Source organism: Aminobacter niigataensis (assembly GCF_014200015.1).
Taxonomy (GTDB): domain Bacteria; phylum Pseudomonadota; class Alphaproteobacteria; order Rhizobiales; family Rhizobiaceae; genus Aminobacter; species Aminobacter niigataensis.
In genome coordinates, this window is record NZ_JACHOT010000005.1 from 118,834 (window position 1) to 139,165 (window position 20,332).

Sequence of the window (20,332 nt, forward strand, 5' to 3'; positions counted from 1 at the left end):
GATTGTTTCTCCCAAGTGGCCTGTTCCTCGTAAAACAGGCCTCGCCTAGTTAGCGCCCGAATGCCGGATTTTTCCGGTTTCGTTGAGCGAGCCGGCAGCTCCCTACCGCCAGCGGTGGCTGACACTATCCACGGCGAATTTTTATTTCAACACGACTCGTGCTCACCTAAAGTCAACTTGAGCGCCTTCAAACCAAGCGTCCGATAAAGTAACCGAGCGGAGGAAGCGCGATCCTGCCTCCTTCGAGTTCGTCCGAGCCTCCGGGAAAATCGAGCGGAAGCAACCCGGTGAGCCGCGCGGGAACCGGCCAAACGGCGGAATCCTCGGCAAAGTTGAAGACGCAAAGCAGCCGCTCGCCGTCTGCCTCGCGCACGAAAGAGAGCACGTCGCCGTCGGCTTCCAGCAATGAGATCGAGCCGTGGATAAGTGCCGGAAGCGCCCTGCGGGCGGCGAGCACGGCGCGGTAGCGGGCCAGAACCGACCCCTCGTCTCGTTGCTGCCGGTCAACGGCATGGGCGCGATGACCAGCCGGAATCGGCAGCCACGGCTTGCCGTCGGAAAAGCCCCCCTGCTCCGACTGGGCCTCCCAAACCATCGGCGTGCGGCAGCCGTCCCGGCCCTTCTGGCCGGGCCAGAATCGGATACCGTAGGGATCGCGCAGGTCTTCGAAGGCAAGTTCCGCCTCCGTCAGGCCAAGCTCCTCGCCCTGATAGATGCAGATCGAGCCGCGCAGGCAGGCAAGCAAGGCGACCGAGAACTTCGCGACCGCCTCCGGATCGCCGCCGGGCCGGGTCCAGCGCGTGACATGGCGGGCTACGTCATGATTGGAGAAAGCCCAGCAAATCCAGCCGTCGGTGACCGCTGCCTCGAAATCGGCAATGCACTTCAGGACATGCGCAGCCGAGAATTTAGGCCCCAGCAGGTCGAAGGTGTAGCACATGTCGAGCTTGTCGCCGCCAGAGGTGTAGGCGGCTACCGTCTGCAGCGAGCGCTCTCCGTCTCCGACCTCGCCGACCGAGCTTCGCCCGTCATATTCGTCGAGCAACGCCCGGAAGCGCTTGAGAAATTCGAGGTTTTCCGGCCGCGTCTTGTCGAACAAATGGTCCTGGAATTCGTAAGGGTTGGTTTCCTCGTTCTCGCCGGCAATGCTCTTCGGCAAGGGCGGGTTGTCGCGCAGCCACCTGTCGTGGACGTAGAAATTGACCGTATCTAGCCGGAAGCCATCAACGCCCCGGTCGAGCCAGAAGCGCACAGTCTCCAGCAAGGCATCCTGCACGTCGGGATTGTGGAAATTGAGGTCGGGCTGCGAGGCCAGGAAGTTGTGCTGGTAATATTGCCTGCGGGTCGAATCCCACTCCCAGCCAGGGCCGCCGAAGATCGATATCCAGTTGTTGGGGGCGCCTCCGTCGGGCTTGGGCGGAGCCCAGACGTACCAGTCGGCCTTGGGGTTGTCGCGGCTGGCGCGGCTCTCCACGAACCACGGATGCTGGTCCGAAGAGTGCGACAGCACCTGGTCGATGATGATCTTCAGCCCGAGGCGATGGGCTTCGGCAATCAGCGCGTCGAAATCCGCCAGCGTGCCGAACATGGGGTCGACATCGCAGTAGTCCGAAACGTCGTAGCCCATGTCCGCCATCGGCGACTTGAAGAACGGCGAAAGCCAGACTGCGTCGACACCGAGCGAGGCAATGTGCGCCAGGCGACGCGTAATGCCTGCAAGGTCGCCGCTGCCGTCACCCGTCGTGTCCTGAAAAGAGCGAGGGTAAACCTGATAGATGACGCAGCCGCGCCACCAGTCAGCAGGGGGCATCGTTCCCTCTTTCGGCACCATTGCAGTTCTCCTTGGCTGTCACTCGCCGGGATGTTCGATGGCAAAAAGCACGGTGCGCGCCGGCACCGCGGTGCGGTTCTCGAGCGGCCCTGTCCCGCCTGCAACCGGCTGCCATTGGAAGCCGGGACGAGTTGGAAGCTTGAAGGTGGCGTCGCGCCGCGCCCCATTGATCATGACGGCGAGCTGTCCGCCAAAGGCGGTTCCGTTTCCAAGCAGCATGGTCAGGCGATGCCGGTCGGGCTCGTGCCAGGTGGCGTCGCTCATCGGCCGGCCCGCTTCCGTCAGCCATTCCACGTCAGATACGGCCGAGCCATGCCTGGGTGTGCCGGCCAGGAAATCCAGTTCGGCCAGCGCGGGTATCTCGCGCCGGAGCCTCGAAAGGTTGGCTACGAAATCCTCAAGCGCGACGTCCCGGTCGACCCAGTCCAGCCACGTCAGTTCGTTGTCCTGCGCGTAAGCATTGTTGTTGCCATGCTGGCTGCGGCCGAACTCGTCGCCTGCAGTCAGCATGATGGCGCCGCGCGAGGCGAACAGCACGGCCAGCATGGCGCGCACGTCCCGGCCGCGCTCGGCGGCGATCTCGGGGTCGCTGCTTTCACCCTCGACACCGTTGTTCCAGGAAAAATTCTCGTTGTGGCCGTCGTGATTGTGTTCACCATTGGCCTCGTTATGCTTGCGTTCGTAGCGCACGATGTCCGCCAGCGTCATGCCGTCGTGGGCGGCGACGAAATTCACCGTCCGCGTTTGCGCTCCTCCGCCGAATATGTCGGACGAACCCGCAAGCCTGGTCGCCAGGGCGCCGACCATGCCGCGGTCGCCGCGCCAGAAGCGCCTGACGTCGTCGCGGTAGCGATCGTTCCACTCCTGGAATTCGGGCGGAAAACCGCCGAGGCGATAGCCATTGTGGCCGATGTCCCATGGCTCGGCGATGAGAACACGGTCGCCAATGATCGGATCCTGGCGCATGCCCTGGAGCAGCGGTGCATCCGCCCGGAACTCGCCATCGACCCGTCCCAGCACCGGCGCGAGATCGAAACGGAAACCGTCGACGCCGGCATGAACGACAAAATGCCTGAGACTGTCGAGAATGAGCTGCTGCGCCACCGAATGGTCGCAGGCGAGCGTGTTGCCGGTGCCGGTGTCATTGGCAAAGCGGCCGGGGTCATCTGTGGCCCCGCGATAGTAGGCGCGATTGTCGAGACCGCGCAGCGACAGCGTCGGTCCGAGTTCATCGCTTTCGGCCGTATGGTTGAAAACGAGGTCGAGGATGACGCCTATGCCGGCCTCGTGGAGTGCGGCCGTTGTCTCACGCAAGTCGTCTATCCCATTGGGCGCCAGGCGCGGATCGAGCGCCATGAAGCTGACGGGATTGTAGCCCCAGGAATTGCTGAGCCCCAGCGCCGGCAGGTGGCGCTCGTCCATCGTCGCGGTCACCGGCATGAGTTCGACGGCCGACACGCCCAGCCTCAGGAGATGCTCGATGACAGCCGGCTCGGCCAAGGCGCGGATCGTGCCGCGAAGCTTCGTCGGGATGGACGGATGCGCCATCGAAAAGGCGCGCACCGGCACCTCGTAGATGAGCCCGCCCCGCGTGAAGGTTGGTGCTGCAGTCGGCGCTGTTGGCAGCCTGACCGCCACAGCCTTCGGCATCAGATCGGCGGTGTCGCCGCCCTGCCCCCTTCTCGCCGCCAGCCGTCCGTCATAACGATAGGCTCTGTCAATTCGAACGGCGTAGGGGTCAACCAGCAGCTTGTCGGGATCGAACCAAAGACCCTCATCAGGCACATATGGCCCGTCGGCGCGGAAGCCGTAGCGGGTTCCCTCGCGCAGGCCGGCAACCGACAGCGCGAAAACGCCCTCGCCCTCGCGCTGGAGTTCCAGCCTGTCGGTCTCGGCCTTGCCGGCCGCATCGAAGACCGACACCCAGATGCGCTCGGCAGCACCGGACCAGACGGCAAAACGGATGCCGCCTTCGGATACGGTCGCGCCAAACCGCGGCCGATATTCAGCCGCTGCGTCCATTGGCATCAGGTGATGACGCTCGGCTTGTCACGACCGGTGTGGCTGCGGATGCCGGCGATGTCCTCGGCAGCCTTGATCAGGTCGGCAAGGGCTGCCTGCGTGTCCAGGCCATGTCGTGCCGGATCGGGCTCATAACGCTCGATGTAGACACGCAGCGTGGCACCCGAGGTGCCCGTGCCGGACAGCCGGAAGACGACGCGCGAGCCGCCTTCGAACAGGATGCGGATGCCCTGGTTCTTGCTCACCGAGCCGTCGACTGGGTCGTTGTAGGCAAAATCGTCGGCACTGGCGATTTTCATGCCACGAACACTCGTGCCCGGCAGCGAGCCGAGCTTTGCGCGCAAGGCGTCGACCAACGCGTTGGCGCGATCAGTCTCGACCTCCTCATAGTCGTGGCGCGAGTAATAGTTGCGACCGTATGTAACCCAATGCTTGGCAGCGATTTCCTTGGCGCTCTCGCCACGTACGGCAAGGATGTTGAGCCAGAGCAGCACAGCCCACAGCCCGTCCTTTTCGCGAACATGATCGGAGCCGGTGCCGGCGCTTTCCTCACCGCAGATCGTCGCCATGCCGGCGTCAAGCAGGTTGCCGAAGAACTTCCAGCCGGTCGGCGTCTCGTACATGCCGATGCCAAGCTTTTCAGCAACCCGGTCGGCGGCACCGCTGGTCGGCATCGAGCGGGCAATGCCCTTGAGGCCTGCCTTGTAGCCCGGCGCGAGATGGGCATTGGCCGCCAGCATCGCCAGCGAATCCGATGGCGTGACGAAGATGCCGCGGCCGATGATCAGATTGCGGTCGCCGTCGCCGTCGGACGCCGCGCCGAAATCAGGCGCGTTCGGGCCCATCATCTCGTCATAGAGTTCCTTGGCGTGGACCAGGTTGGGGTCCGGATGGTGACCGCCAAAATCCTCCAGCGGCACGAAGTTGCGCGCCGTACCCTCGGCAGCACCCAGCCGGCGCTCCAGGATTTCCTTGGCATAAGGGCCGGTCACGGCGTGCATGGCATCGAAACGCATCCGGAAGCCCGACTTGAACAGCGCACGCAACGCATCGAAGTCGAACAGCGTCTCCATCAACGCCGCGTAGTCCGCCACCGGATCGACGATTTCGACCTTGATGCCACCCACTTCGAAGGTGCCCGTGTGGTCGAGATCGACCTGGCCAACATCGGCAATCTTGTAACTGGTGATGACCTTGCTGCGGGCATAGATCGCATCGGTCAGCTTCTCCGGCGCCGGGCCGCCGTTTTCGGCATTGTACTTGATGCCGAAATCCTCGTGCGGGCCGCCGGGATTGTGGCTGGCCGACAAGATAAGCCCACCGAAGGCCTTGCGCTTGCGGATCAGGTTGGAGGCGGCGGGCGTCGACAGGATGCCACCTTGGCCGACAACGACGCGGCCGAAACCGTTGGCCACCGCCATGGCAATGACCTTCTGGATCACCTCGCGATTGTAGAAGCGGCCGTCGCCGCCGACGACCAGCGTCTTGCCGGCAAAACCTTCGAGCGCATCGAACACCGACTGGATGAAGTTCTCGGCATAATTCTGCTGCTGGAAGACAGGTACCTTCTTGCGCAGGCCTGATGTGCCGGGTTTCTGGTCGCCATAGGGCGTGGTGGAGACGGTGCGAATCATTCAGGCATCCCTTTTTGAGAGAAGCATGCGGTAAAGTGCGGCATATTTCTGGGCGCTTCGATCCCAGGACACATCCGCCTTCATGCCTTGCCTCTGCAACGACGCCCAGGCAGCCGGGTCGGCGTAAAGCGCGTTGGCCCTGAGGATGGCATGGTGGAAATCGCCCGCATTCTCCGGCGCGAACTGAAAACCGGTGGCAACACCGGCCGCGACCGCGGCCTCGTTGGCGTCGATGACGGTGTCCGCCAGGCCGCCGGTTCGCGCTACGATCGGCACGCAGCCATAGCGCAGGCCATAGAGCTGGGTCAGGCCGCAAGGCTCGAAGCGCGACGGGATCAGGATGCCGTCGGCACCGCCCTGCAACTGATGGGAAAGTCCCTCGTCGTAGCCGATGACGACGCCCACCCGGCCACGATGGCGCGCGGCGGCAGCCAAAAGCGCGCCTTCCAACCCGGCGTCGCCCGAACCCAGGATCGCCAGCCGGGCACCGGAGGCCACCACCGGGTCGATGATCGACGCCAGAATATCGATGCCTTTCTGCCAGGTCAGGCGGCTGACCACGCAGTAGATCGGCCCATCGTCGCGGTCGAGCGTCATGCGCTCTTCGATGGCGCGCTTGTTGGCCTTGCGCCCCTTCAGGCTCTTCGCCGTGTACGTCGCGGCCAGATGCTTGTCCGTCTCAGGGTTCCAGATATCGTCGTCAATACCGTTGACGATGCCGTGGAGTTCGGCTGCGCGCAGGTTGATCAGCCCGTCGAGCCCCATGCCGAATGCCGGTGTGCGGATTTCCTGGGCGTAGGTCGGGCTGACAGTGGTGATCGCCCAGGCCGCCTGCAGGCCGGCCTTGAGGAAGCCGACACCGCCGTAATATTCGATCCCGTCCAGCGCCATCGCCTGCTGCGGCAGACCAAGGCCCGCGAAGATGCTGGCCCCGAATTGGCCCTGGAAGGCCAGGTTGTGCACCGTCATCACCGACGGCACCTTTGCCGCCTCGCCGTAGCGCATGTAGGCCAGCGTCATCGCCGATTGCCAGTCATGGGCGTGGACGATATCGGGCTTGTAGTCCTTGACCACGCCGGCGGCGATGTCGGCGCCGACACGGCCAAGTGCCGCGAAGCGCCGCCAATTGTCCTGCCAGTCGGCCCCGGTGGCGTCGCCATAAGGGCCACCCGGCCGGTCGAACAGGTGCGGCGCGTCGAGCACCAGCATATCCAGCCCGCCGATCTCGGCCGCATGGAGTGCTGCCTTGCCGCCTTGCAGGGCGGTGTATAGATGAACCGCCTTTTTCTTCTTCAGCGCGCTCATCACGACGGGATAACCCGGCACCAGGCTGCGCGTGCCGACGCCGAGCCCGGCAAGCGCCTCCGGAAGCGCGCCGGTGACGTCGGCCAGCCCGCCGGTCTTGATCAGCGGAAAAATCTCGGGCGTGACCGAAAGCACCTGCACCAGTTACAGCTCCAGCCTGTTAATCATGTCCTGGGTGATCAGGCAGATACCCTTCTCCGAGACGCGGAAGCGCTTGGCGTCCAGCACCGGGTCTTCGCCGACGACCAGCCCTTCGGGGATGTGTACGCCGTGATCGATGACAACGCGCTTGAGGCTGGCGTTGCGACCGACATGGCAGGCCGGCAGCATCACCACATCCTCGAGCGTGGAGTAAGAATTGATCCGTGCGCCGGTGAAGATCAGGCTGCGCTTGAGCGAAGCACCCGAGACGATGCAATCGCCCGACACCAGCGATGATACCGCCGAGCCCCGCCGGCCATCCTCGTCATGGACGAACTTCGCAGGCGGCGTCAGCTCGGAATAGGTCCAGATCGGCCAGTCGCGGTCGTAGAGGTCGAGCTCGGGCGTGATGTCGGTCAGGTCGATGTTGGCTTCCCAATAGGCATCGACCGTTCCGACATCGCGCCAATAGGCCTCGGCCTCGGTGCTCGAGCGTACGCAGGACTTGGCGAAGCGATGCGCCACCGCTTTGCCGTGCTGGACGATGTAGGGAATGATGTCCTTGCCGAAGTCGCGGCTCGATTCCGGCTCATTGGCGTCGCGGCGCAACTGCTCCATCAGGAACTTGGTCTTGAAGACATAGATGCCCATCGAGGCCAGCGCGTAGTCGGGCTTGTCGGGAATGCCGGGCGGGTCGGCGGGCTTTTCGATGAAGGAGATGATGTTGTCCTTCTTGTCGACATGCATCACGCCGAAGCCCACCGCTTCCATGCGCGGCACCTCGAGGCAGCCAACGGTGACGTCGGCGCCCGCGTCGACGTGCTGGCGCAGCATCAGTTCGTAATCCATCTTGTAGATGTGGTCGCCGGCAAGGATGACCATGTATTCGGGGCCATAGGCCTCGATGATGTCGATGTTCTGGTAGACCGCGTCGGCGGTGCCTTCGTACCACTGCGTTTCCGACACGCGCTGGCTTGCCGGCAGGATGTCGAAACTCTCGTTTCGCTCCGGCCTGAGGAAGTTCCAGCCCCGCTGCAGGTGGCGGATCAGCGAATGCGCCTTGTACTGGGTGGCGACCCCGAGACGACGGATGCCTGAGTTCAAGGCATTGGACAGCGCAAAGTCGATGATACGCGTCTTGCCGCCGAAATAGACGGCGGGCTTGGCGCGCCGGTCGGTCAGCTCCTTCAGGCGGCTGCCCCGGCCGCCGGCAAGCACATAGGCCATGGCATCGCGCGCCAGCGGCTGGTTTCTCTTCAGTTCCATGCCATCCTCCCTGCTCAGTCCGCCACAAACTCAAGCATGATCGTCGCCAGTGGCGGCAGAAGCAGCGTCGCGGCTGCCCCTCCTCCGTCCACCTGCCTGGCCGCAACCATGCCGCTGTTACCCTTGCCCGACCCGCCATATTCCAGCGCGTCGGAGTTGAAAATCTCCCGCCACTTGCCCGCCAGCGGCAGCGGCACGCGGTAGTTGTCGCGCAGAACCGGGGTGAAGCTCGAAATGACGGCGATCGGCGCGCCGCCCGGCGCCTTGCGCAACCAGGCGAAGACCGAGTTGGCGGCATCGTCGGCGATCAGCCATTCGAAACCTTCCGGCTCGCAATCGCGCGCATGCAGCGCCGGGCGCGAGCGATAGAGGTAGTTGAGATCGCGCACCAGCTGCTTGACGCCGCGATGTGGGGCGAAGTCGAGCAGGTTCCAGTCGAGCGCCCTGGCTTCGCTCCACTCCGCACGCTGGGCGAACTCCTGGCCCATGAACAGAAGCTTCTTGCCGGGGTAGCCCCACATGAAGGCGTAGTAAGCGCGCAGGGTCGCAAACTTCTGCCAGTCGTCGCCCGCCATCTTGCTGAGCAGCGTGCCTTTGCCGTGCACCACCTCATCGTGTGACAGGGGCAGCACGAAATTCTCGCTGAAGGCGTAGAGCAGGCCGAAGGTGATTTCGTTGTGATGATGCTTGCGGTGGACCGGCTCCTTGGAGAGGTACTCCAGGGTGTCGTGCATGAAGCCCATGTTCCACTTGAAGCCGAAGCCGAGCCCGCCTTCGTGCACCGGCTGCGACACCTTGGGCCATGAGGTCGATTCCTCGGCAATGGTCATCACGCCGGGATGGGCGCCATAGACGGCGACATTCATCTTCTGCAGGAAACGCACCGATTCCAGGTTCTCGCGGCCGCCGAATTCGTTGGGGATCCACTCGCCTTCCTTGCGCGAGTAGTCGAGGTACAGCATCGAGGCCACCGCATCCACGCGCAGGCCGTCGACATGGTACTTCTCGGCCCAGAACAGGGCGTTGTTGACGAGGAACGAGACGACCTCGCGCCGGCCGAAATTGTAGATCGCGGTGTTCCAGTCGGGATGGAAACCCTGGCGCGGGTCGGCATGCTCGTAGAGTGCGGTGCCGTCGAAATGAGCAAGCCCATGCTCGTCCACCGGAAAATGCGCCGGCACCCAGTCGAGAATGACTCCGATGCCAGCGCGGTGGGCGCCGTCGACGAAGCGGGCAAAGCCATCCGGGTCACCGAAGCGGGCCGAAGGCGCGTAAAGCCCTGTCGTCTGATAACCCCAGGACGGATCGTAGGGATGCTCGGAGATCGGCAGGAACTCGATATGGGTGAAGCCCATCTCCGCCGTGTAAGGGATAAGCCGGTCGGCCATCTCGTCCCACGACAGAAAGGTGCCATCGTCGCGAAGCTGCCACGAGCCGGCATGCACCTCATAGATGCTGATCGGCTCGCGCCGATGGTCGGCTGCTTTCCAATGGGCGCGGTGCTTCTCGTCGGCCCATTCATGCGCCTGCGGACGGTCGGTGACCGACGCGGTGGCGGGTCTTAATTCCGAGCGGATGGCGTAAGGATCGGCCTTGAGCGGCAACCTGACGCCGCGAGCTCCGATCAGCTCGAACTTGTAGGGGTGGCCTGGACCGATGTCGGGGATGAAGATTTCCCAGATGCCGGTGTCCTGGCGCAGGCGCATCGGATGCCTGCGACCGTCCCAGTCATTGAAATCGCCGACCACAGAGACGCGATGCGCATTAGGCGCCCAAACCGCAAAATGCACACCATCGACGCCTTCATGCGAAATCAGATGCGCGCCGAGCTTGTCGAACAGCCTGAGATGCGAACCCTCCGATATGAAGTAGTCGTCCATCGGCCCGAGCACCGGGCCGAAACTGTAGGGGTCGGTAAGCCACCACTCGCCGCCGGCATTGCTTGCGTGCAGCCTGATCGGCTGCCGCTTGCGGATGGTCAGCTTGCCTTCGAAGAAGCCGGTATCGTTGCGCCGCAAGAGCTGACCGCACGCTTTGCCCTCGAGCGTGTGGGCGGTCACCGTCTCGGCATGCGGGACGAAACATCGCGCCAGGAAGCCTTTGCCCGACTGCTGGAGCCCGAGAACCGCGAACGGGTCGCCATGGGTGCCGTTCACGATCGCCTCGATATCGCCATCCGTGGCTCTGTCGAGCTCCGGTTTCGTTTCGGCGGCCGCGCCGGGCTTCAGCATGTTTCGGTGTCCCCTCCCAGGGTTTCTTCGGCGAGGTCAGTTCATGCAATCACATCAGGCCGGTACGTTCCAGATTTCTTTGGCATATTGGCGGATGGTGCGGTCTGAAGAGAACCAGCCGACACGCGCCACGTTGCGAATGGCGCGTGCGTACCAGCCCGGGCTGTCGCGCCACACCGCATCGACCTGCCGTTGCGCCGCGGCATAGGAGTCGAAATCGGCTGCGACCATGAACCAGTCGTGCTGATAGAGCCCGTCCATCAATTCGCGGTAGCGGGCCGGATCGTCAGGCGAGAATACGCCGGAAGAGATGGCGGCAACCGCCTGCTTGAGCTCAGGCGAACCGTCGATCACAGAACCCGGCTCGTAGCCGCTGCTGCGGCGCTGGGCGACCTCCTCGGTGGTCAGGCCGAAAATGAAGATATTGTCGTCGCCGACATGCTCCTTGAGCTCGACATTGGCGCCGTCGAGCGTGCCGATGGTGAGTGCGCCGTTGAGCGCGAATTTCATGTTGCCGGTGCCCGAGGCTTCCATGCCCGCCGTCGAGATCTGCTCCGACAGGTCGGCGGCCGGCATCAGGATTTCGGCGGCACTGACATTGTAGTTGGGTACAAAAACGACCTTGAGCAGCCCGCGCACCGATGGGTCGCTGTTGATCACCCTGGCGACATCGTTGGCCAGTTTGATGATCAGCTTGGCGTTGTGGTAGCTCGGCGCCGCCTTGCCGCCGAAGAACTTGACCCGCGGCATCCATTCGCGTTCCGGATGCGAGCGGATCTGGTCGTACAACGCCACCGCCTCGATGATGTTGAGCAGCTGGCGCTTGTATTCGTGGATGCGCTTGATCTGGATGTCGAATAGCGCCGACGGATCGACCCTGATGCCGAGCCGTTCGCCGACGAGGTTGGACAGCCGCTCCTTGTTGACGCGTTTGACGCGGGCAAACTTCTCACGGAACGCCGCGTCCTCGGCAAAGCCGTCGAGTTCGCGGATCGCCTCGATATCGTCGAGGAAGCGGTCGCCGATCGCCTCGCGCGCCAGGCCGGTCAGGCCGGGATTGCACTGGATCAGCCAGCGGCGCGGCGTGATGCCGTTGGTCTTGTTGTTGATGCGGTCGGGATAGAGGCTGTGCAGGTCGGCGAACACCGTTTCCTTCATCAATTCGGTATGCAGAGCCGACACGCCGTTGACGCTGTGGGAGCCGACAAAAGCCAGGTTGCCCATGCGGACGCGGCGCTCGCCGTTCTCCTGGATCAGCGAGATGCGGCTGATCTGCTCGCCGCTGAAGCGGCCTGTCGCCCGGGCCTCCAGCAACACCTCGGCATTGATCGCGTAGACGATCTGCATGTGGCGCGGCAGGAGCCGCTCGAACAGCGGCACCGGCCAGCTTTCCAGCGCCTCGGGCAACAGCGTGTGGTTGGTGTAGGCAAAGGTCCGCTTGGTGATGCCCCAGGACGTGTCGAAGTCCATGCCATGCACGTCCATCAGCAGGCGCATCAGTTCAGGGACGGCGACAGCGGGATGGGTGTCGTTGAGGTGGATCGCCGCCTTGTCGGGCAATGACGGCAGATCGCCATACTTGCTGATGTGGCGCTGCAGGATGTCCTGCAGCGAGGCAGTCGAGAAGAAGTACTCCTGACGCAGCCGAAGCTCCTGGCCGGCCTTATGGGAATCTGCGGGATAGAGCACGCGCGACAGCGCGTCAGCCTTGTTGCTCTCGGCGAGCGCGCCGATGTGGTCGCCGGCGTTGAATTTGTCGAGCAGGATTGGGTCGAGCGGCATGCCCGACCAGAGCCGCAGCGTGTTGACGCGAGTGCCGCGCCAGCCGACCACGGGGGTATCATAGGCAACGGCCAGGACGCGGTCGGTGGGCTTCCAGACGTGGCGTTCGAGCCGGCCATCCGCCGCGGTGATCGATTCGACCGATCCGCCGAAGCCAACCTCGAAGGCACGCTCGCGACGCTCGAATTCCCAGGGATTGCCATGTTCGAGCCAGGTTTCGGGAAGCTCGACCTGCCAGCCGTCATGGATTTCCTGGCGGAACATGCCGTTGGCGTAGCGAATGCCGTAACCGTGCGCGGGAATGTCGACTGTCGCCATGCTCTCCATGAAGCATGCGGCGAGACGGCCAAGGCCGCCATTGCCGAGCGCTGCATCGGGCTCCAGCTTGGCAATCACGTCGAACTCGACGCCGAGCGAGGCGAGTGCCTGGCGCATCGCATCCATCAGGCCGAGATTGGAGAAGGCGTCGCGCATCAGGCGGCCGATCAGGAACTCCAGCGAGAGGTAATAGACCCGCTTGGCGCTCTGGTCGTAGGCTTCCTTGGTCGAGGAAATCCACTCGTCGACGATGCGGTCGCGCACGACCTTGATCGACGCAGTCAGCCAGTCATAGTCGGTGGCAACGGTGGCGTCCTTGCCGAGCCGATATTTCAGCGCGCTCAGGATTTCGGCAGCCAATGCCTCGGGACTGGTGTCGCCAAGCGGCGGCTGGGGGATATTCGGGGTCACTGCGCGGGTCATGTCGCCTCTCGCATCCTGTTCGGCCACCGTTCACTTGCCTCCCTTGCCGACACCTGTCCTCCCGCATTCATTTTAGCCATCCCGAATGCGATCTCAATCGATTTAAATCTCCGCGTCAATATCTCGCGACGCGGAGACCTAAGGTTGTGGCCGGCCGGTCAGGCAGCGATTGCAGCCTCCGGAGGTGCCTTGGCTCCGGTCATGAACGCCACCGCATCCGACATGGTGTACTCCTTCGGGTCGATGACCGTCAGCCTGCGGCCGAGGCGGTGGATATGGATCCGGTCGGCGACTTCGAAGACATGCGGCATATTGTGCGAAATGAGCACGATCGGCAGGCCACGGCGCTTCACGTCGAGGATCAGTTCGAGCACGCGGCGCGATTCCTTGACGCCCAAGGCGGCTGTCGGCTCGTCCATGATGACGACCTTCGAGCCAAAAGCCGCGGCTCGTGCCACCGCCACGCCCTGGCGCTGGCCGCCGGAAAGTGTTTCGACAGCCTGGCTGATGTTCTGGATGGTCATCAGGCCAAGTTCGGTCAGCTTTTCGCGGGCCCGCTTTTCCATCGCGCCTCGGTCGAGCATACGGAACCAGTTGCCCATGATGCCGGGCTTCCGGATTTCGCGGCCGAGGAACATGTTGTCGGCGATCGACAGCGCCGGCGACAGAGCGAGGTTCTGGTAGACCGTCTCGATGCCAGCGTCGCGGGCCTCCATCGGCGCCTTGAAGTTCACCACCTTGCCTTCGAGGCGGATTTCGCCTTCGTCAGGGGTGATGGCTCCCGAGATCGCCTTGATGAGCGACGATTTGCCGGCGCCGTTGTCGCCGATCACAGCCAGGATTTCGCCGGGATAGAGGTCGAAATCGGCCTGATCGAGGGCGGTGACGCGGCCATATCGCTTGACTAGGCCGCGTGCGGTGAGAAGAGGTTCGGTAGCCATCAGCCTGCAACCTTTCTGATCCACTGGTCGATTGCGACCGCGATGATGATGAGCGTGCCGATCAGCAGGTAGGTCCACTGCGGGTCGGTGCCGATGAGCCGAAGGCCGAGCTGGAACACGCCGACGATCAGCGCGCCGAACAGCATGCCGAGGATCGAGCCACGCCCGCCGAACAGCGAGATGCCGCCGATCACCACCGCGGTGATGGATTCGATATTGGCGAACTGGCCTGCTGTCGGAGAAACCGAACCGATGCGGCCGATGAGCATCCACCCACCGAGAGCACAGATCAGGCCGGAGATGACATAGACAGAGATGAGAACCCTGTTGACGCGCACGCCGGAAAGCTGGGCCGCCTCGGGATCATCGCCGATGGCATAGACATGCCGGCCCCAGGCGGTGTGGTTCAGGATGTACCAGAGTACCGCCACAAGCAGCACCATGGCGACGACGCCGTAGGTAAACACGGCATTCCCGAGGCGGAAATTGGCGCCGAAGAACTGGAGGATCGGTGCCTGCGTCTCGATATCCTGGGCACGGATCGTCTCGTTGGCCGAGTAGAGGAAGTTCGTTGCCAGCACGATCTGCCACGTGCCGAGCGTGACGATGAACGGCGGCAGCTTCATGTAGGAGACGAGCACACCATTGATCCAGCCACAGAAAGCGCCGACGGCGAACCCGCACAGGACCGCGAGCGACGGCGGCAGGCCGTAGCGGAAGGTGAATTGCCCCATCACTACCGACGACAGCACCATGATGGCGCCGACGGACAGGTCGATGCCGGCGGTCAGGATGACCAGGGTCTGGGCGGCGCCGATGATGCCGGTGATCGCCACCTGCTGCAGGATCAGCGTCATCGAGAAGGCCGAGAAGAACTTGCCGCCGATGATCACGCCGAAAAGCGCGATTGAGGCAACCAGCACGATCAGCGGTACCGCGGCCGGATTGGAATGCAGGAAATGCTGGATCTTCTCGATCGGCGAACGTGCATGCGTGTCGAAGCTGGCCACTGACGTGTCGCTGGCCGAGAGAACCTTCTCGAATTCCTGCGGCCGCCTGGCATCTGCCGAAGCGTCGGTCATGTCGATTTCCTCCCATGAGGGATTTTTATCCCCCTTGCGGGAAGGGCGACCAAGGGGCCGCCCTTCGTCTGCAAGAGAGTGTCACGCCGTCAGGCGGTCAGATCAACCCCAGCACTTCTCCAGGCCGGTCTTGACGTCGATGGATTCCACACCGGTTGCCGGCTTGTCGGTCACCAGCGAAACGCCGGTGTCGAAGAAATCCTTGCCTTCGGTCGGCTTGGGCTTCTCGCCGCTGTCGGCGAATTTCTTGATCGCTTCCATGCCAAGGGCTGCCATCATCAGCGGATATTGCTGCGAAGTCGCGCCGATGACACCATCCTGGACGTTCTTGACACCCGGGCAGCCGCCATCGACCGAGACGATCAGCACGTTCTTTTCCATACCGACGGCTTTGAGCGCCTCATAGGCACCGGCGGCGGCGGGCTCGTTGATCGTGTGCACGACGGTGATGCCGGGATCCTTCTGGAGCAAGTTCTCCATCGCCTTGCGGCCACCCTCTTCGTTGCCGTTGGTGACGTCGTGACCGACGATGCGGGCATCGTCCTCGTCGCCGATCTTGTTGGCGTCCTTCACGTCGATGCCGAAGCCCATCATGAAGCCCTGGTCGCGCAAGACGTCGACGGTCGGCTGCGACGGCGTCAAGTCGAGGAAGGCAACCTTGGCATCCTTGGCCTTGTCGCCGAGAGTCGCTGCAGCCCACTGGCCGATCAGCTTGCCGGCGAGCAGGTTATCGGTGGCGAAGGTGGCGTCCGCAGAGTCAGCCGGCTCAAGCGGCGTGTCGAGCGCGATGACCAGAATGCCGGCGTCGCGCGCCTTCTTGATCGTGGGCACGATGCCCTTGGTGTCGGATGCAGTGATCAGGATGCCCTTGGCACCATCGGCGATGCAGGTCTCGATCGCCGCGACCTGGCTTTCGCTGTCGCCGTCGATCTTGCCGGCATAGCTCTTCAGCGTCATGCCGAGTTCTGTCGCCTTGGCGGTTGCACCCTCCTTCATCTTGACGAAGAAGGGATTGGTGTCGGTCTTCGTGATCAGGCATGCGCCGACTTCGGCAGCCGATGCAGGTGCAGCAATGCTTGCGAGCGCGGCAACGGCCGCACCAAAGACAGTCGTCTTCAGAACTGAAAATTTCATCAGGAACTCCTCCCAAAACCAAACCATGCGAGCCCGATCAGCGGGCATCGCCCCGGATACTCGTGCACTCTTCCCAGTCGAGTATCCGGCCCTGACGAAACACCAATCAGGACCGGCTGTCAATAATTAAATCACTCTTATTTATTATTGACAGGATTGCAGTCGACCCGCATTCTGTCCCAAAAGAAAATTGCGGATCTTGAGAGAAAACCGCGCAAATTACGGGAGGAAGCCGGTGGAGGCCGGAAGTTCGAGGTACGGTTCGCCGGAAGCAGCTGAAAGCCAGCAACTGCGTGGCACCAACCAGAGCGGCATGCGCGATCACAACGAACGGCTGGTGCTGTCGCTGGTGCGGCAGAGCGGTGCGCTGGCCAAGTCCGACATTGCGCGCATGACCGGCCTGTCGGCACAGACTGTCTCGGTGATCATGCGCGAGTTGGAGGTCGAAGGGCTTTTGCTGCGCCAGGAGCCTGTCCGCGGCAAGATCGGCCAGCCCTCGATCCCGATGGCGCTCAATCCCGAGGGCGCCTTCTTCATCGGCCTCAAGATCGGCCGGCGCAGCGCCGAGCTCGTGCTCATCGACTTCCTCGGCAACTCGCGCGCAATGCTGCAGAACTCGTATGGCTACCCGACCCCGCGCGACACGATCGACTTCGTCAAGTCGGGCATTGCCGAGATGCGCGCCAGCCTGACACGAGAGCAGGACAAGCGCATCGCCGGGCTCGGCGTCGCCATGCCGTTCGAACTCTGGAACTGGGTCGATACGGCGGGCGCGCCGCGCGAGATCATGGACGAATGGCGCAACCGCGACATACGCGCCGATCTGCAGGCTTTGTTTTCCTTCCCGGTCTACGTGCAGAACGATGCCACCTCGGCCTGCGGCGCCGAACTGGTGTTCGGCGACATCGGCACGTTGCGCGACTTCGTCTATTTCTACATCGGCGCCTTTGCCGGCGGCGGCGTCGTGCTGAACGGCAGGCTCTACAGCGGCCCGACCGGCAATGCCGGTGCGCTTGGCTCGATGCCGGTGCCCGGCCCGGGCGGCAGGCCGACGCAGCTCATCGACGTCGCCTCGATCGCGGTACTCGAGAAGTCGCTGAACGCGAAAGGGATCGAGGCGTCATATCTCTGGACCTCGCCCGAGGAATGGAGCGATCTGGGCCCTGAACTCGACAGCTGGATAGCGACCGCGTCGGACGCGCTGGCCTACGCCATCGTCGCATCGGCATCGGTCATCGACTTCGAAAGCGCCGTCATCGACGGCTGGATGCCACCTGCCATCCGCGCCCGCATGGTGCAGGCCGTACAGTCGGCCATCGGCAAGATCGACGTCGAGGGCTTGCGTATCCCAAGCGTGCGCGAAGGCACAGTGGGCATCCACGCACGTGCCATGGGTGGTGCCAGCCTGCCGCTGTCGGAGCGCTTCCTCATCGGTTCGACGGCACCGTCGCGAGGGGTCTGATCGTGCTCATCGGCATTCCTTCCCTGCTCGGTCCGGATCTGCTGTTCACGCTGCGCGCCATGGGCCACGGCGACGAGATCGCCATCGTCGACGGCAATTACCCCGCGCTCGAGCATGGCCGCCGCGTCATCCGCGCCGATGGGCTTGACCTGATCCCGGTGCTCGACGCCGTACTCCAGGTGCTGCCCGTCGACGATTTCGTGCCGCAGGCGATTTTCCGCTCTTCGGTCAAGGGCGACCCTGAACTGTCCGACCAGGTGCATGACGAGATCGAAGCGGTCTGCGCCGGTCGAGCGCCCGGCTTCACTGTCGTGCCGCTCGCCGGCGACGCCTTCTACAGCCGCGTCAAGGCGGCCCACACCATCATTGCCACCAGCGAACCAAGGCTCTACGCCAACGTTATCGTGCGCAAGGGCGTCATCTATCCAAAGGGAACCGGCAAGCCATGATCCTGTGCTGCGGCGAAGCGCTCATCGACATGCTGCCCCGGCAGAGTTCGGCCGGCGAACCATCCTTCGCTCCCTATGCCGGCGGCGCGATCTTCAACTCGGCGATAGCGCTCGGCCGCCTCGGCGTGCCCACCGAATTCTTCTCCGGCCTGTCGTCCGATCTGTTCGGCCAGCAGATCCGCGAGGTGCTTGCCGCAAGCGACGTCGGCTCGCGCTATGCCAATCTGTCTGGCCGCCCGACGACGCTGGCCTTCGTCCGGCTCGACAACGGCCATGCCACCTACACCTTTTATGACGAAAACACCGCCGGGCGGATGCTGACCGAGGCCGACCTGCCCGCGCTGGGCGACGACATCGACGCCCTGCTGTTCGGGGCGATCAGCCTGATCCCGGAACCCTGCGGTTCGGCCTATGAAGCGCTGATGAAGCGCGAGCACGGGCACCGGGTGACGATGCTCGACCCGAACATCCGGCCGGGCTTCATCCAGGACAAGCAGGCGCACCTCCAACGGATGCAGCGGATGCTCGCCATGGCCGATATCGTCAAGCTTTCCGACGAAGACCTGGCCTGGTTCGGCGAGACCGGCAGCCATGAAGAGATCGCGGCTGACTGGCTGCGCAAGGGACCCAAGCTGGTGATCGTCACCAAGGGCAGCAAGGGCGCCACCGCCTACAGCGCCCGGCACACCGTCTCGGTGACACCCGAAAAGGTAACCGTGGTCGATACGGTCGGCGCCGGAGACACCTTCAACGCCGGCGTGCTTGCTGCCCTGCACGCGCAGGATGCCCTGACCAAGAGCGCTGTCGCCGAGCTTTCGGAATCAGCCATCGAAGCAGCACTTTCGCTCGGTGCGCGGGCTGCGGCCGTGACCGTGTCGAGAGCTGGCGCAAACCCGCCGTGGCGGCGCGAACTGGCCTGAAACAGGCGTTTTCCGGCGATTTCGCCGATCACTTTATGTTTCGCATCGCCAAGCCGGCTCAACGGGCAGCGCGGGAAATCCCATGTTTTCCGCCAATTTGAGCGCGAAATTGCTGCAACCGAAAGTAACAAGAACCGCAGCCGCGCCATGGATGCCGCAGGGGGCTCGGCTTTTTCGGACTCATCAACTCTGCTATCAGCGGCCCGAAGAAAACGATTGGGTTTTGGGGCCATCATGCAGTTCATCGATCTCGGCGCGCAGCGCGAACGAATCCGCGACCGTCTGAAGGCGGCTATCGACAAGGTCGTCGACGAGGGCCGCTACATTCTTGGGCCTGAAGTCACCGAATTCGAGAACCAGCTCGCCAAGTATGTCGGCGTCAAGCACGTCATCGCCTGCGCCAACGGTACCGACGCGCTTCTGTTGCCGCTGCTGGCCTCCGGCATTGGCCCGGGCGATGCGGTGTTCGTGCCGAGCTTCACCTTTGCCGCGACCGCCGAGGTCGTGGCGCTTGCCAAGGCCGAGCCGGTCTTCGTCGACATCGAACCCGACACCTACAACATCTCGATCGAGAGCCTCGAAGCGGCGATCGCCATGGTCAAGGCGGAAGGCCGCCTCAAGCCCAGGGCGATCATCCCCGTCGACCTGTTCGGCATCGCCGCCGACTATGCGGCGATCGACGCCATCGCCAAGCGCGAAAATCTCCTCGTCATCGAGGACGCCGCCCAGTCGATCGGCGGCTCGCAGGACGGCAAGATGTGCGGCGCCTACGGTCATGTCGCCGCCACCAGCTTCTATCCGGCCAAGCCGCTCGGCTGCTACGGCGACGGTGGCGCGATGTTCACCAACGACGACGAATTCGCCGCGCGGCTGCGCTCCTTCGCCTTCCACGGCAAGGGCGAGACCCAGTACGACAACATCCATGTCGGCCTGAACTCGCGCCTCGACACACTGCAGGCGGCGATCCTGATCGAGAAGCTGGCGATCCTCGAAGACGAGATGCAGGCCCGCGCCACCATCGCCAAGCGCTACGCTGACGGCCTCGGCGATGTGGTGAAAGCCTCACGCGCGCCAACCGCTGGCCGCTCCGCTTGGGCGCAGTATGCCATCGAGACCGCCGACCGTGACGGGCTGAAGGCGCATCTGCAGGCGCAGGGCATCCCGTCGGTCATCTACTACGTGAAGCCGCTGCATGTGCAGGTGGCCTATAGCCACTACCCGCGTGTGCCGGGCGGCCTGCCGGTCTCCGACGCAGTCCCAGGCACCATCCTGTGCCTGCCAATGCATCCCTATCTCAGCGAAGCCGACCAGGACCGGATCATCACCACGATCCGCAATTATGTCGGCTCGAACTCGGCCAAGATCGCGGCCGAGTAAGACGCCACTTCCGA

General features: G+C 63.6%; 14 protein-coding genes. 4 read left to right on the top strand and 10 right to left on the bottom strand.

Going from position 1 to position 20,332, the window contains the following annotated elements; translation table 11 throughout:
* Positions 1-187: 187 nt before the first annotated feature.
* From bglA to GGQ99_RS17985, 10 genes are all read right to left on the bottom strand, one after another.
* Positions 188-1,810, bottom strand: a complete 1,623-nt coding sequence (bglA, locus tag GGQ99_RS17940; protein WP_183263581.1) for a beta-galactosidase BglA — start codon at positions 1,808-1,810, stop codon at positions 188-190.
* A 39-nt stretch (positions 1,811-1,849) separates the two neighbouring features.
* Positions 1,850-3,853 carry a glycogen debranching protein GlgX gene (gene glgX, locus GGQ99_RS17945; RefSeq protein WP_183263582.1) on the bottom strand — a complete coding sequence of 668 codons (2,004 nt, stop codon included), beginning with the start codon at positions 3,851-3,853 and terminating at the stop codon, positions 1,850-1,852.
* A gap of 5 nt (positions 3,854-3,858) precedes the next feature.
* Positions 3,859-5,487 carry an alpha-D-glucose phosphate-specific phosphoglucomutase gene (locus GGQ99_RS17950; RefSeq protein WP_183263583.1) on the bottom strand — a complete coding sequence of 543 codons (1,629 nt, stop codon included), beginning with the start codon at positions 5,485-5,487 and terminating at the stop codon, positions 3,859-3,861.
* Complete coding sequence (gene glgA / locus GGQ99_RS17955; protein ID WP_183263584.1) at positions 5,488-6,933, bottom strand: glycogen synthase GlgA; 1,446 nt, start codon at positions 6,931-6,933, stop codon at positions 5,488-5,490.
* 3 nt (positions 6,934-6,936) lie between these two features.
* Positions 6,937-8,199, bottom strand: coding sequence for a glucose-1-phosphate adenylyltransferase (glgC, locus tag GGQ99_RS17960; protein WP_108608878.1), 1,263 nt, complete (start codon positions 8,197-8,199; stop codon positions 6,937-6,939).
* Between the two features lie 14 nt (positions 8,200-8,213).
* The gene (gene glgB / locus GGQ99_RS17965) at positions 8,214-10,430 is read right to left on the bottom strand and encodes a 1,4-alpha-glucan branching protein GlgB (protein ID WP_183263585.1); all 2,217 of its coding nucleotides are present in this window, start codon (positions 10,428-10,430) and stop codon (positions 8,214-8,216) included.
* Positions 10,431-10,484: 54 nt separating this feature from the next.
* The gene (locus GGQ99_RS17970; RefSeq protein WP_183263586.1) at positions 10,485-12,953 is read right to left on the bottom strand and encodes a glycogen/starch/alpha-glucan phosphorylase; all 2,469 of its coding nucleotides are present in this window, start codon (positions 12,951-12,953) and stop codon (positions 10,485-10,487) included.
* A gap of 158 nt (positions 12,954-13,111) precedes the next feature.
* Positions 13,112-13,894, bottom strand: a complete 783-nt coding sequence (locus GGQ99_RS17975) for an ATP-binding cassette domain-containing protein (protein ID WP_108608881.1) — start codon at positions 13,892-13,894, stop codon at positions 13,112-13,114.
* Complete coding sequence (locus GGQ99_RS17980) at positions 13,894-14,976, bottom strand: ABC transporter permease (RefSeq protein ID WP_183263587.1); 1,083 nt, start codon at positions 14,974-14,976, stop codon at positions 13,894-13,896. The genes GGQ99_RS17975 and GGQ99_RS17980 overlap by 1 nt, the downstream gene beginning before the upstream one ends.
* A 102-nt stretch (positions 14,977-15,078) precedes the next feature.
* The gene (locus GGQ99_RS17985; RefSeq protein ID WP_183263588.1) at positions 15,079-16,110 is read right to left on the bottom strand and encodes a sugar ABC transporter substrate-binding protein; all 1,032 of its coding nucleotides are present in this window, start codon (positions 16,108-16,110) and stop codon (positions 15,079-15,081) included.
* Positions 16,111-16,345: 235 nt separating this feature from the next.
* Here GGQ99_RS17985 and GGQ99_RS17990 point away from each other — a divergent pair, with 235 nt between their 5' ends.
* The 4 genes from GGQ99_RS17990 (at position 16,346) to GGQ99_RS18005 (ending at position 20,318) form a co-directional block, all read left to right on the top strand.
* A complete protein-coding gene (locus GGQ99_RS17990; protein WP_183263589.1) occupies positions 16,346-17,572 on the top strand; it encodes an ROK family protein in 1,227 nt (408 codons plus the stop codon).
* 2 nt (positions 17,573-17,574) lie between these two features.
* The gene (locus GGQ99_RS17995) at positions 17,575-18,021 is read left to right on the top strand and encodes an RbsD/FucU domain-containing protein (protein ID WP_183263590.1); all 447 of its coding nucleotides are present in this window, start codon (positions 17,575-17,577) and stop codon (positions 18,019-18,021) included.
* Positions 18,018-18,941 (top strand): carbohydrate kinase family protein, encoded by a 924-nt coding sequence (locus tag GGQ99_RS18000; protein WP_183263591.1) that lies wholly within the window; start codon positions 18,018-18,020, stop codon positions 18,939-18,941. Before GGQ99_RS17995 ends, GGQ99_RS18000 begins: the two co-directional genes overlap by 4 nt.
* Before the next feature lie 234 nt (positions 18,942-19,175).
* On the top strand, positions 19,176-20,318 hold the full coding sequence (locus GGQ99_RS18005) for a DegT/DnrJ/EryC1/StrS family aminotransferase (protein ID WP_183263592.1): 1,143 nt from the start codon (positions 19,176-19,178) through the stop codon (positions 20,316-20,318).
* The last annotated feature ends 14 nt before the right edge of the window (positions 20,319-20,332 follow it).

Excerpts from the sequence above, each read along its gene's own strand:
- glgB (WP_183263585.1), bottom strand. The coding sequence starts at position 10,430 with ATGCTGAAGCCCGGCGCGGCCGCCGAAACGAAACCGGAGCTCGACAGA.
- glgX (WP_183263582.1), bottom strand. The coding sequence starts at position 3,853 with ATGGACGCAGCGGCTGAATATCGGCCGCGGTTTGGCGCGACCGTATCC.
- GGQ99_RS17950 (WP_183263583.1), bottom strand. The coding sequence starts at position 5,487 with ATGATTCGCACCGTCTCCACCACGCCCTATGGCGACCAGAAACCCGGC.
- GGQ99_RS17985 (WP_183263588.1), bottom strand. The coding sequence starts at position 16,110 with ATGAAATTTTCAGTTCTGAAGACGACTGTCTTTGGTGCGGCCGTTGCC.
- GGQ99_RS17970 (WP_183263586.1), bottom strand. The coding sequence starts at position 12,953 with ATGACCCGCGCAGTGACCCCGAATATCCCCCAGCCGCCGCTTGGCGAC.
- GGQ99_RS18005 (WP_183263592.1), top strand. The coding sequence starts at position 19,176 with ATGCAGTTCATCGATCTCGGCGCGCAGCGCGAACGAATCCGCGACCGT.
- bglA (WP_183263581.1), bottom strand. The coding sequence starts at position 1,810 with ATGCCCCCTGCTGACTGGTGGCGCGGCTGCGTCATCTATCAGGTTTAC.
- glgC (WP_108608878.1), bottom strand. The coding sequence starts at position 8,199 with ATGGAACTGAAGAGAAACCAGCCGCTGGCGCGCGATGCCATGGCCTAT.
- GGQ99_RS17975 (WP_108608881.1), bottom strand. The coding sequence starts at position 13,894 with ATGGCTACCGAACCTCTTCTCACCGCACGCGGCCTAGTCAAGCGATAT.
- GGQ99_RS17980 (WP_183263587.1), bottom strand. The coding sequence starts at position 14,976 with ATGACCGACGCTTCGGCAGATGCCAGGCGGCCGCAGGAATTCGAGAAG.
- GGQ99_RS18000 (WP_183263591.1), top strand. The coding sequence starts at position 18,018 with ATGATCCTGTGCTGCGGCGAAGCGCTCATCGACATGCTGCCCCGGCAG.